Below are 14,114 nucleotides of genomic sequence, written 5' to 3' on the forward strand. Positions count from 1 at the left end.
TTTATGTTTACATTCGTATTTTAAATAAGTTGATCAACTAAAGTAAGCAATCCAAAGTTACAAAAGAAACTTATACCGGTTATCACTTTCTCTTTTCTATCTTTTTGTGAGCTACTGAGCCCATGTAAATTCGGTCAACAACTTTACTTGGGTTTAAGAAGGTACAGGCATCCTTATTTTTTACATTTGTTTCTATGGCTGTTCTATTTCAAAAGGATATCATTTCCTTAACAGCCTGTCTATTAGATAAAAATCAATAAAATCTGCATTCCATTGTCTATTTTTAAAAGGTTTTATCATTTCTGTTACACTATCTTCAAACAAACTAAAAAAACCTTGCTGATTTCGTAAAAATAAGCTCTCCTCTTGCAAGGTATATTTATATTGTCTACTTTTGACATTGCTAATATAATAGACGAAGATTGCTATGACCCCATAGTTTTTTCAGAGTTAAGATGAAGACCCCTTGGAGTAGTGTGCTTTTTTCGGCTGTTTACAGGTATCTGTTCAAATGGTAGCCTGTTGTTGGCATTAGATAACTAAAAATAGTATAAACCCTAAAAAGCTACACTATATGAAAAAAAGCGAAAAAGTACTGATCAGGCGTACTTTTAGTAACGCTCGGCCGTACTCGAGTCTCAAAAAAAACAAATAGGTTTGTTTTGTTATTTTATAAAACCGCAATATATGACAACAGCAAACCAACAACACAGAAGTATCATTTAAAACAAATCAATATGAAAAAATTATTTTTAAGCACCCTTACGACGCTATTGACGCTCTGCGTTCAAAGTCAGGATTTACCCAGGATTGTACCTCCCTCGCCGGAGGCTTCGGCGTTAGCCAATTTTATCGAAGTTCCGGTATCCCATTATACAGGGCTTCCTAATATTTCGGTACCTATTTACACGATAAAAGAAGGAAGTATGGAAATCCCCATACAATTATCTTACCATGCAAGAGGCGTACAGGTCTCGGAAGTAGCTCCACGTACAGGTACGGGTTGGTCGTTACAATATGGCGGAAGTATTTCCAGGCAAATGCGGGGAAAAAGCGATGAAAGTATAAAAGGTTATTTGGCAAGAGGTCATTATTTTGTGAATTATCCTCAAGATTTGCAGACAAGACAAGCAGTTCATAATTCTGACAATGAACTTACAGTCGATTTTTATCCTGACCAATTTACTTTTAATGCAGGCGGAGTGAGTGGTAAGTTTGTACTGGATTATACAGACGGCCAACCTTTGATACAGAGTTTTGGGGATATCACCATTGGTTACACCAGAGAAAATGGCTGGTCAGGTAAAATAGATGCCTTTGTAATGACAGATGCTAATGGAAACAAGTACTATTTTGGGGTATCAAAAAACGGACTACGCAAAGCCCGGGATTATCAACATTCTACAGGATACACGATAGATTATTGGGGAAACCAGGTGCTAGATCCGCCAGCGGATGACTCGGACGAATTTTACAGTGCCTGGAAATTAATGGATATAGAGACAGTCACAGGGGATATTATCAGCTTTTTTTATGAAAATCAAGGAGGAGTATATTGGGGAAAATCCGGAGATTTTCATATAAATCCGAACCCAGAAGGATCTACCACAGGTATTGTCGGGATGGGTGATTTGGAACAGATACGCACTAAAATTTCAAGAATACAAAATTATGAATACCAAATTAGTCGTATTGAATTTAATAATGGCAGAGATAAAATAGAATTTATAAGCGAGGCAACAGGAAGAGAAGATTTCGTAGGTCATGCTTTGGATAAAATAGAGATATACCAAGATGATCAACTGGTAAAAGGTTACGATTTAGCCTATGAGTATACAGAAAGCACGGACACGACTAATATGTTACCTGGTTTGTCTTACCTTGCCATGTACTTTAAAAGACTATTCTTAAAAGAAATTTCGGAATACGGAAGTGATAATTCGTACTTGCCACCATACCGGTTCACCTATGACGAAGAGGTATTACCCAGTGTGCTATCTTCCCGACAAGATTATTGGGGCTATTACAATGGTGCGAAAAACAATGGGCCTTTCACAAGAATATTCCATTATGGTTTATATATACCTGACAGACGTGTAGATACTCTAAAGTCAGAAGCAGGTATTTTAAAAGAAATAAAGTATCCAACCGGCGGTAAAGCAAAATTTACTTACGAGCATAATAGGGGGAGATCTGTACCGTGGTCAGACTTAGTTAAGCTTCCTGCTATAAATCCAAGAAGTAGTGATCCTAATTTCCAAGGACTTGGTTTTTTACATGCTGATGCCTATGACGGGGACAGGTACATCGGAGATACGTTTACAGTGAATCCTGACCCTAATGGTATTCTGGCAAGTTTTAGTGTAACGCTGCCTATTGACTATTTGGGTACCGACCAAAACGTAGCTTGTGCCGATCCACTAGAGGATTGTATGTTTATCATGAAACTGGAAGGGCTTAATGGTGCTCCAACCTATTATCTGTATGCCGGAGACACAGATTTTTATATACAACCGGGTGAATACCGCCTGGTATTTGATCCGGTTCGGGATATCGAATGGGAAACAGATCCCGGTAATTGGGATTTTAATCAAGGGGGAGAGCTTAATCCTTTTCCTTACATTTTTAATATTCAGGTATCCTGGCAACAGCAATCGGATTTACCCTTATTATTTGGGCCCGGAAAACGTATCAAAAAAATTGAACACATGGATGTCAACGGAGTGTTAAGTGTTAAGGAATACGAGTATGTTTATCCAACAGATGACTTCTCTCAAGAACCAACTAATCCAAGTGGGAGTATTAAAGGGTTGCCTGCTTTTTTAAATAAGCCTATTGAAGGTTATGACGGTGATTTCTACGGGTTTACTACCCCTTATACTTCTTATTACGATTCCGGCAGTGCATTTAGTAGTTTTCAATCCAATTATATTGGATATTCCGGTGTCGTAGAATATCAGGGGACTAAGAATAATAATATAGGTAAAACAGAGTATGGTTTTACTAACTTCAATGATTCGGGAGGAGATTATTTTGAATTTCCTTATCATCCGCCTACGGATAATGAGTGGCTCAGAGGCAAACCAGTTGGAGTTTATTATTACAAAAACGATGGCAACAGGACTGACGGAAGCATTGAGTACAAGTTAGTAAAACAAGTTCATAACAAATATCGATATGGCGATAGGCTGTATACACCTGATTTTGTGATTCCGTTTGGAAGTATTGGCGGGCTTCAATTTTCAGATGACATTCCCCAAGATGAGCAATTTATTTTTATGCCTAGAGGAGAAGAATTTGAATGGAGTACCAATTCTGACTGGAATTACCAAAAAACCAGAACTAGTTTTAGGTTACCTTTATTCATGCTTAAAAGGTACGCACAAGGGAATTCGGCTAATAACAACCCCAATTACCATAACGCCTATCGAATGTACGATTTAACAGGAGGAACGCTACATTTGGACAGCACCACCGAAAGGATATACAACGATACGGGGATAGTAGAAAACACCACTACCTATCGCTACGACTACGACAAGCATTACCAGCAAAAAGGCAGTAGTATGACCGATAGTAGAGGTGATGTAGTGGAAACTACGAATTACTACCCTTCGGATGTTTTAGGCTATTCGGATCTGGGTTATGACGATCTGACACGTTCCCAGGTCAATGCGATCGTTAAGATGAGAGCACCCGATGTAAACAATCCGGATAGAACCCACCAGTTAGCTACCCCTGTTCAGGTAGAGACCAGAAAGAACGGTTCTGTGGTATCGGTAGTACGTACCAATTATAATATAGAAGACACAGGCCTGGTACTTCCGCAAAGTGTGGCCACTCTAAAAGGAATTTATGATGCGGATACCAATCCCTTGGAAGATAGAATTATATATCATAAATATGATTCAAAAGGCAATCCGGTAGAAGTCAGCAAGAAAGACGGTGGCAGAATTTATTACGTATGGGGCTATGATAAAACATATCCTATTGCCAAGATAAAGGGTATCCATGCGCTGCTCCCGACGGACTTATCGGCGAAGTTTGTTTTACCTGGGAGCAACAAAATGCTATCAGTAGTGCAATACACTCCTCTATGAGAGATGTATCCGCTTCAACCGAGTCCGATTTAAGAGCTGATTTAGCACTCTTACGCGATAGCTTTAGTGGTACGGCAGCCCAAATCACCACCTTTACTTATGACCCGCTTATTGGGGTTACGAGCATCACCGACCCCAGAGGAAGAACCCTTTATTACCATTACGACTCTTTTAACAGATTACAATATGTAAAAGACCACGATGGTAATGTACTGAGTGAACATTCATATAACTATAAAAACCAAACAAGATGAAAAAGACCATCATTCATATCATAGCAGCATGTATGATGTTGCCTTTGGTTCTGAGCAGCCAAACCCAAAGTGAGAACTACGTGGTAAGCAAAACCTATAAAGTTGCCTTACAAGAGAATGAGCTGAGCACCCAAAACCCGGACAGTGTCAGCACGGCGATTACCTACTTCGACGGTCTGGGCAGAGCCAAACAATCGGTTTTGGTGGGCGCAGGAAAAACCGGCTCATTGGAAGCTAACAATGCCATTCCTTATGATTGGAGTGCAGGAGTTCCGACCAATTCGGGTTTTTATAATCCCTTTGGAGCAGGAGTCAATGTGATTACAAATGGTACCACACCATTTGGACATACGGACCTGTTGTGGGAGGGTAGCAACAATGCCTCTAATTATTACGACGGAGGGTGGGATACAAACCCTATTGTGATTGATAATACTTCAGCGTATCGATATACGGTTTGGATGAAAAAAACAGGTAATCTGGAAGACGGGGGAGTGTATTCTTTGGCCAGAAATGTCCATACATTAAATGGAAGTTTTAAAAATTACGGAAACTTTTTTGGAGGAGATCTTCCCGCATTAGACATCTGGTATTTAGTGGTCGGATATGTACATCCTTCGGGTTATGCTATGCAGGAGAGGATTTGGGTATCTCAGGGGTTTATGACATAAACGGAGTCAAAGTTTTGGACGGAGAAGAATTTACCTGGCGGAATGATCAGTCAGATGTTCGTTTTGGGAGCTGTCAATTTCTGGCCTCTGATCCCGCTTCCAAGCTTTATCTGTGGAGCCCTGTAGTACAAAAAATAGATGGAAGCGAAGATGCGTTGGATGTGATAGCTCAAACAACTACGGTATTGGTTGATACAGGAGTGGTCAACCAAGATATGGTAACTCATTATGAGTACGATGTATTCGGACGCCAATCCAAAGAGTATCTTCCTTATCCCTCAAACAGTTCCGACGGTGTTTTTGACCCTATTGCCAAAGAAGGTACACAACAGTATTATCAAAACAGCTATGCTGATGACTTTCCCGATATTACCACTCCTATAAACATCAATGCCTATTCGGAGAAAGTATTGGAAAACTCCCCCTTGGGAAGAATCTACGAACAAACTGCACCGGGAAGTGCCTGGAAAAAAGGAGATAACCTCATTTCCGGTAAAGGCTATTCGGACGGACATACCATTAAATTTGAATACCATACCAATACCGCCACAGAGGTAAAAGATTACAGCGTATCACTAAGCTTTTCAAACAATACCTATACGCCCACACTAACGGCAAACGGGAATTATTACAGCCAGGGAACACTGACCAAAACCATTACCAAAGATGAGAACTGGACTCCTGCAAAGGGTTTGAACCATACCACCGAAGAGTTTAAAGACAAGAGCGGGCAGGTACTCTTAAAAAGAACCTATATCAGTGTAGACCTCAATGACGACGGAGATACTACAGACAGCGGAGAATCGGCCGTAGCACACGATACCTATTATATCTATGACGATTACGGAAATCTGACCTATGTGCTCCCTCCCAAAATAGAAGGCACTACTTCCGGTATCAGTGATATTCTAAGCAAATTGGATGAGTTGGGATATCAGTATACCTATGACCACAGGAATCGCCTGGTAGCAAAAAAGATACCCGGTAAGGGATGGGAATATATCATCTATGATGCACTGGACAGGCCGGTACTCACTCAAGATGCACTGCAAAGAGCACAAAAAAAGTGGCTTTTTACCAAGTATGATATACATAGCAGAGTAGCCTATACGGGAGTCTATACTCATAGTAATACGATCACCCGAATAAACATGCAACATTTGTTTGATACGGAAAATCAGGCAGGAAGCACACTTGCAGCAGCGAGGTTATACGAGACCAGAATTGCCAATACTGCCACCACAGACCCTTTGCAGATAGACTATACCAATGAAAACTTCCCTAAGTCAAACACAGAAGTATTTACCGTAAACTACTACGATTCCTATGACTTTGACAGAGCAGGCGGCCTGTTACCTACTGCCGTAGGCACTGTATACGGAAAAACGCTGACAACTAACATAAAAGGTCTGAGTGGTGGTAGCAAAACCAAAGTACTCCGTACCAGTCAGTGGATCACTACGGTAAACTATTACGATGAGAAGGCCCGGCCGATTTATGTATATACAAACAATGAGTATCTGCAAGCCATCGATATAGCAGAGACAAAACTGGATTTTACAGGTAAGGTATTAGAGACCACTACCACCCATAAGAAAACCGGTAAGGCAGATGTGGTGGTAAAAGACTATTTTGAATATGACCACCAAGACAGGCTGCTCTCTCAAAATCAAAAAGTAAATGACCAAATTACAGAGCGAATGGTAAGCAACCGTTATGATGAGCTGGGACAACTCAAAAGCAAGCTGGTAGGCAATGCCGCCAAATCGGGCTATAAAGATATAACCAGTGGAATCAGTATTTCAGGAGATATCATCACCAAGACCGGTAGCAACGGTTGGAATGAAGGATTGGCTACCTTAGGAAGTATTGAAGGGGATGGGTATATAGAGTTCAAAACAGCATCTACAAACAAATGGTATATGGTAGGGTTATCTTCCGACAATTCCAGTCCTTCTTACAATACAATAGATTTTGCAGCATATCCTGCAGGTACTCATATTCATATTTATGAATCAGGATCTTGGAAAAAGAATTGTGGACCTTTTGTTGCCGGAGATGTCATTAGAGTAGAACGCAAAGCAAATAAAATTTATTACAAAAAGAATAATGAAGTAATTTATATCTCATCTAAGACACCTGTTGGAAACCTATTGGGAGATATTTCAATGCACTCAGATGGAACAAGAATCCAAGACTTGCACATCGTAGACAACGACAAAGGGTTGCAAGAGGTAGATTACCGATATAATGTAAGGGGGTGGTTAAAAAATATCAATCAGGATACAAAAGATGACCGGGATTTGTTTAACTTTACCTTACGATACAACGACCCTGTGAACGCAACAGCCCTATACAATGGAAATATCAGTCAGACTATTTGGAGTACTGACAATACCGATACCAGCGAGAAAATGTACAGCTATTCTTATGATGCGTTAAATAGAATCACAGGGGCAACAGGCTCAACTTCATCAAATTATGATTTAAAAGGAGTAAATTATGACAAGAATGGAAATATTTTAGGTCTTGAAAGATATGGACACGTAAATGAAGAAGCAACAGAGTTTGGGGTGATGGACGATTTACATTATCGTTATGATACAGGGAATAAATTACTAGGAGTATTGGATAAATCTGAAATTACACAAGGCTTTAAAGATGGAAATACTTCAACTGTAGATTACACCTATGATACCAATGGAAATATGATTGCAGATAAGAATAAAGGCATTATACATATAGATTACAATCACTTGAATTTACCAACTTTAGTACAATTAGAAACAGGTAAAATTTTGTATACTTATGATGCAAGTGGAGTAAAGTTAAGAAAAGTAGTTGATGATGGTTATGCTAGTAGTTTTACAACAACAGACTATGCAGGGAATCATATTTATGAAAATGATAAACTACAGTTCTTTAATCAGCCGGAGGGGTATGTAAAAAACGAGGATGGCAAGTTCGGATATGTGTATCAATACAAAGACCACTTAGGCAATGTACGATTATCCTATGCAGATACCGATGAATCAGGGGATATATCGCAGGAGGAAATTATAGAGGAAAATGCGTATTACCCCTTTGGCATGCTCCAAAAAGGATACAATACCACAGTAAGTGCTAATGGGAATCATGTGGCTCAAAAATTTAAATATAATGGAATTGAATATGAGCAAGCTTTAGGGATGAATTTGTATGAAATGGAACTTAGGCAATATGACCCAACTATTGCAAGGTGGACAGCTGTGGACCCATTAGCCGAAACGATGCCTTCCCACTCGCCATACAATTACGCCTTTAATAATCCAATTATCTACATTGACCCAACAGGAATGGCACCAGAGATGCCTGACGACTTAATTGTAAAGGGAGATGTTGCAGCTTTCAAAAAACGTGTTTCACAAAGTACAGGTGGTTTTTATGATGCTAAAGTTGACAGTAAAGGAAATGTTACATTAGAAAAAACAGGATTAGAAAAAGAAATGGGTGGTATGATTGAAATGTCAGATAGTCAAAAAGCCTTTGTCTCTGAAATTGAAAGCGTTATTGACAGCAAAGTCGTTACGGAAGTTGAAGCAGTTTCTTCTGATTCCTCGGTTGATGTTGGTTCTATAGTTGACAATAAAATTGATATGGCTGATATTGCAGAATTTGACAAAGCTGGTTCTGAAGCAAGTTCAAGTGCTGCGGCATTAAGCCACGAATTAGTTGAACAGCACGAAAAAGCCAAAGCAGGTGGTGTTAAGGGTAAATATCCAACAGGTGCAAGAGCTATGCATAAAGCAGGCATCAAAGCTGAAGACAATGTGAATGGTAGTAGAAGAATAGAACAACCAGATGGCTCAAGTTTATTCTATAAAAGAAGTGGCTCAATATATAAGCAGGTCGTTACGCCTCAGCCATCAGGTACTGTAAAAATAACAAAAACAAAAATCAAGTAGCTATGAAGTACTTTTTCTTATTATTATCTATTCTATTATTTTCCTGTAAATCAACTAATGCCACCAATGACATTGCCAATTGTGATGAAAATACTGTATTTAAAGAAAAGTTTTTTTCAAATATTAAATATGTTGAAGAAAACATAAGTGTTAGGCAGAATGAGAAATTCAAAGAATCATTGAAGTTCTTATCTAAATACGTTCACGTCTCATTTGAAAGAATGGCAAATTACGCTAACACTTATCCCATAGGTGTTTTTGAAGAAGATAAAAAAGGTTGGTTAGAATGGTATGAAAAAAACAAGTGTAATAATTTGCAGTTGAGAGACACTAAATAAATTGATTTTAGTTGATAAAAAACGATAATTTTAAACCACAGCTTTGAGTTGTGGTTTTTTTATGCCTTAAAACTTCGCTTTTCCATCCAATAAATCTTTCATTCTTTTTTTGGTAAGCATTGAGTTTATAATTTTAATAAGTGCATTTTTCTCATCTTCATCCAATTGGTTAATAAGCATTAATTGCTCATTAAGTTCGTGGTTTTCTAATTCTACTACACTATTTTCATTATCATTTAAGAGGTTGTCTGCACTAACAGCAAACACTTTCATTAAACGCTGTACAATATCAATAGAAGGTAATAAATGACCATTTTCCATTTTAGATAAATGGGTAACATGAATATGTATTTTCTCAGCCAAATCCTTTTGACTCATATTAGAAGCCTTGCGTAATGTTTTAATTTTCTCGTTAAACTTCATATTATAAAGTGCTATTGTTTCTTGTAAAGTTACCATAATTTGAAAGTTTTTAATTATTATTTTGATTTTAATGAAATACTATTGCAATATTATGAAATATATTTGTAATTTTGATTTCAAATAAATGAAAGTATTTATTGCAAATAATTCAACTTATGAAAATAAAGGATATCAAAAGCAATTTAACTTTAGCCAATATTCTACACTACTACGGCTTAAAAACAGACAAGAACAATCGTTTAAACTGCCCATTTCACGAGGATAAAACCCCAAGTTTACAAGTCTATTACAAAACCCAAACCGCATACTGTTTTAGTAGTAATTGTAAAACCCATGGTAAAAGTATAGATGTCATAGATTTTGTACTACACAAAGAGAATAGCACAAAAGCAGAAGCGATAAACAAATGCAAGGAAATATTAGGCTACCAAGAACCCAATAAAAAAGAACGTTACCAAAAAGACTTAACACGAGAACAATTTTTAAGTAATATGTACCAGTATTTTAAAAATGCAGTACACAACTCAAAACCTGCAAAAGCCTATTTAGAAAGCAGAAACCTTAACTTTAAAAAAATAGAAGTCGGTTATAATGCTGGACAGTTCCATCACGGAAAGCGCAAAGACGAAACCTTAATCAATCAGTGTTTAGACTATGGCTTACTAATCGATAAAAATATTGTCGGTAGAACTGGAAACAAAGCCTATAATGTTTTTGGAAAATGGTGCATCTGTTTTGCTTTAAAGAATAAGGATAATGAAATTACATCACTCTATTTTAGAAGTACATTAGATAAGAAAACAGCGAAACATTTTTACCTAAAAAATAGACAAGGTTTATATCCAAACTATCCCAATCCAAATACTAAAAAATTAATCTTAACCGAAAGTATAATCGATGCATCTTCTCTACTACAAATAAAAGCGATTACAGATACTTACAGCATTTTAGCGTGTTATGGAACTAATGGATTAAATGATGAAATCCTAACCGCAATAAAAGACTTAAAACAATTAGAAGAAATCATTTTTGCTTTTGATAATGACAGCGCAGGAAAAGAAGCGATAAGTAAATATTGTAAAATGTTGCTTGAGATATTACCAGGCATAAAACTAAGTGTTTTAGAGCCTATAAATAAAGACATTAACGAAACGCTACAACTGCATAACGATACTATTTTTATAGAATTATTAGACAAAAGAGTTGAATATTTAAGTGCTGAAATAACTGAAGTATCAAAAAGTAAAACACAAACAGAACCCAATAACGCAGTCGACTTTTTAAGTCGTAAAAACCTCTTAAAGAACCTAAATATCCAAATCGGAAAAGCAGGAATAGTAGGCGAAGAAAACAGCAGATTATTACTCTTTATGATAATTATAAGCTACTTAAATAAAAGTCCGTTACACGCATTAGTACAAGGTAGTTCTGGAAGTGGAAAGACACATTTAATAAGCAGAATAGCGGATTTAATGCCACAAGAAGATGTGCTACGATTTACAAGAATAACAGAAAGCAGTTTGTATAATTGGGGAGAATTTGACTTATTCCAAAAAATAATAATCATTGAAGATTTAGACGGATTAAAAGAAGATGCGTTGTATGCTTTACGAGAATTTATCAGTAATCAAGTTTTAAGAAGTTCAGTAACTATAAAAGATAAAAAAGGAAATAACAAATCCAGTCATAAAATAGTAAAAGGACAATTTTCATCATTATCAGCCACCACAAAAGGAGAAACTTACGAAGATAATATGAGTAGAAGTTTTTTAATTGCAGTAGATGAAAGCAAGACACAAACCACTAAAATCATCAACTACCAAAACCAAAGAAACGCAGGAGAAATAGACCCAAACGAAACTAAAAGAGCAGTTCATTTTATACAAAGTTTAGTAAGACAATTAAAGGTTTATGAAGTCATTAATCCGTATGCCACACAATTACACTTACCAGAGAAAGTACATAAAATAAGACGTTTAAATGAAATGTACCAAGCAGTTATAAAGCAAGTTACGTTTTTAAATCAGCATCAAAGACAGCTTACAAAACACAATCAGTTAATAACAGAAATTGAAGATATAGAACAAGCTACAGAAATACTTTTTGAAAGTATTGTTTTAAAGGTGGATGAACTTGATGGCAGTTTAAGACAGTTTTTTGAACGCTTAAAAAAGTATGTAAAGAATGATAATCAAGACTTTATTTTAAGAGAAGTAAGACAACATTTAAACAGTAGTAAAACCCAAGTCTTTAGATATATGCAAACGTTAACCGAGTTGGAATATGTAAAGCAAATTGGTGGTTACTCAAATAAAGGCATTACATATAAAATCTCTTATTGGGATAATTATCAGAAACTTAGAGCAGAAATTAAGGACTATTTAATGAGCCAAATAGAAACATTAAAGAGTAGCGTATGATAAAAAATGCCTGCGGTGGCTCACCGCTGGAACACTACGGAACACCAATGGAACGCTAAATAATATTTTAACTTATTGATATGTAATTGATTATCTACGAAAACAGAGTTAGCGTTCCTAATTCCAAGATATTGAGTAAGCAAAAGCATCATAAGTATTAAAAAGGTCATAAGTTATGGGAGCACCAAGCAAACATAAAATCCACACAGAAACGTATCAAAATTATATTATAAATTACAAAAGGCATTTAGATATTTTAGGCTTAAATCATCTAACTACACAGACCAGATATTTATATTTAAAAGAGTTTTTTAGTTGGTTAGAAAGTAATAATATTTATAAAATAGAGAAAGTTACCACACAAGATATATCAAGCTATCACGAGTATTTAAAAGGGAAGATAAGTCAAAGAACAAACCTACCAATCAAGCAAAAAAGTAGATACGACCATATGCGCAATCTACAACAGTTTTTAGGTCATTTATTAGAATTGAATATTATAAAAAGTAGTCCAGCTTCTCATTTAAAATTTACTAATCCAACTGAAAAAATAGAACGTTTTATCTTCTCTCAAAATCAAATAAAAGAACTCTATAAAGTAGCAAATAAACAAGAAACAGCAGTATTACATATTGGTTATGGTTGTGGATTAAGAGTGCAAGAATTAAGCAATTTAAACAAAGTAGATATTAGAATTACAGAACGTTTAATTATTGTAGAAAAAGGTAAAAACAGTAAAAGAAGATTAGTGCCAATTAGTAAAAAAGTAGCTGAAGAATTAGATTTTTTTCTTTCAAATGAAAATAAAAGTATTGAAGTATTTACAAATAATAAAGGTTTTAGAATGCAAGAATGGACATTTAACAGCTTACTAAAAACACTCATTTTAAAAACTGAATTTGGTAAAAATCTAACAGCTGAAGAACTGAAGAAAATCGGTATCCATAATTTACGTCATTCTATTGCAACACATCTTTTAGAAAACGGAATGAAGCTGGAGCAAGTACAAACATTTTTAGGACATAGCCATATTGAAAGTACAGAAATTTATACTCACATATCACAAAAACAAATCAATAATTTATATGATAACTCTTCATAATTATTTAGAAAATAAATACAGTAAAAGCACATTAAAAAGCAACTTATATAATATTAAAAAGTTTACAGATTATTATGGCAAACGTTCAGAGAAAGCCAATTACTCGCAGGTTTTAGAATACATTGCTTATTTACGAAAGAACTACGAATTAAGTCCGAAAACCTTACGACATCGATTGTATGCTGTAAAAATATACTTCAATTATTTACTGGAAATTGGTAAAAGAAAAGACCATCCTTGTAGTGAATTATTTTTAAAAGATAAGATTGATAGAACCATTGCAGTAGATAATTTATACAGTCCAGAAACCTTAGAAAATTTTTTAGAAAGCTATCAAATAAAGAAGAAAAAACATTTACTCAATAGAAATAAAATCATCATTAGTTTACTTATTTATCAAGGATTAACAGTTAAGGAAATAGCAGAATTACAACTACAATCCATTAATCTAAATACTTGCGAAATCCATATAAAAAGCGGTTACAGACAACAAAAAAGAACACTTCCATTACAAGCCAAACAAGTTTTATTATTTTTTAATTACTTAGAAAAAGGCAGAAAAAAATTATTGAAGTACAATCTAAAAAAAGAAGAACAAACTTTTATTTTAGGACAATATGGAAATGAAATAAATCCGCATAGTATCAGCAGAATTATCAACCAAAACCGGAAAGAAAGCGAAAAAATAAAACCAATTAAAATCCGGCAAAGTGTCATTGCTAATCTTCTAAAAAAGGAAAACGATACAAGATTGGTCCAGGTATTTAGCGGACACAAAAGAGCTTCAACAACAATCGCCTACAAACAAACAGAATTAGAACAATTACAAAATGCTATTGAAAATTATCATCCGATAAGTTAA

The 14,114-nt window shown here is 35.7% G+C and carries 9 protein-coding genes; 8 read left to right on the forward strand and 1 reads right to left on the reverse strand.

The window, feature by feature from the left end; translation table 11 throughout:
• The first annotated feature begins 737 nt into the window (after positions 1–737).
• The 5 genes from GKR88_18935 to GKR88_18955 are packed head-to-tail and all read left to right on the forward strand — an operon-like array spanning position 738 to position 9,307.
• A complete protein-coding gene (locus tag GKR88_18935) occupies positions 738–4,100 on the forward strand; it encodes a hypothetical protein (protein QMU66142.1) in 3,363 nt (1,120 codons plus the stop codon).
• Positions 4,097–4,354, forward strand: a complete 258-nt coding sequence (locus GKR88_18940) for a hypothetical protein (GenBank protein QMU66143.1) — start codon at positions 4,097–4,099, stop codon at positions 4,352–4,354. The genes GKR88_18935 and GKR88_18940 overlap by 4 nt, the downstream gene beginning before the upstream one ends.
• Positions 4,351–5,025: a hypothetical protein gene (locus GKR88_18945; GenBank protein QMU66144.1), complete on the forward strand. Its 675-nt coding sequence runs from the start codon at positions 4,351–4,353 to the stop codon at positions 5,023–5,025. Before GKR88_18940 ends, GKR88_18945 begins: the two co-directional genes overlap by 4 nt.
• Positions 4,998–8,969, forward strand: coding sequence for a hypothetical protein (locus GKR88_18950; GenBank protein QMU66145.1), 3,972 nt, complete (start codon positions 4,998–5,000; stop codon positions 8,967–8,969). The genes GKR88_18945 and GKR88_18950 overlap by 28 nt, the downstream gene beginning before the upstream one ends.
• A gap of 2 nt (positions 8,970–8,971) precedes the next feature.
• Positions 8,972–9,307 (forward strand): hypothetical protein, encoded by a 336-nt coding sequence (locus GKR88_18955; protein QMU66146.1) that lies wholly within the window; start codon positions 8,972–8,974, stop codon positions 9,305–9,307.
• A gap of 66 nt (positions 9,308–9,373) precedes the next feature.
• Here GKR88_18955 and GKR88_18960 read toward each other — a convergent pair whose 3' ends face one another.
• Positions 9,374–9,730 carry a helix-turn-helix domain-containing protein gene (locus GKR88_18960; GenBank protein QMU66787.1) on the reverse strand — a complete coding sequence of 119 codons (357 nt, stop codon included), beginning with the start codon at positions 9,728–9,730 and terminating at the stop codon, positions 9,374–9,376.
• 155 nt (positions 9,731–9,885) lie between these two features.
• Here GKR88_18960 and GKR88_18965 point away from each other — a divergent pair, with 155 nt between their 5' ends.
• The 3 genes from GKR88_18965 (at position 9,886) to GKR88_18975 (ending at position 14,114) form a co-directional block, all read left to right on the forward strand.
• Positions 9,886–12,150 (forward strand): toprim domain-containing protein, encoded by a 2,265-nt coding sequence (locus tag GKR88_18965; protein ID QMU66147.1) that lies wholly within the window; start codon positions 9,886–9,888, stop codon positions 12,148–12,150.
• Between the two features lie 175 nt (positions 12,151–12,325).
• Positions 12,326–13,252 carry a tyrosine-type recombinase/integrase gene (locus GKR88_18970; GenBank protein QMU66148.1) on the forward strand — a complete coding sequence of 309 codons (927 nt, stop codon included), beginning with the start codon at positions 12,326–12,328 and terminating at the stop codon, positions 13,250–13,252.
• The gene (locus GKR88_18975) at positions 13,236–14,114 is read left to right on the forward strand and encodes a tyrosine-type recombinase/integrase (protein ID QMU66149.1); all 879 of its coding nucleotides are present in this window, start codon (positions 13,236–13,238) and stop codon (positions 14,112–14,114) included. Before GKR88_18970 ends, GKR88_18975 begins: the two co-directional genes overlap by 17 nt.

Source organism: Flavobacteriaceae bacterium (assembly GCA_014075215.1).
Classification (GTDB): Bacteria; Bacteroidota; Bacteroidia; order Flavobacteriales; family Flavobacteriaceae; genus Polaribacter.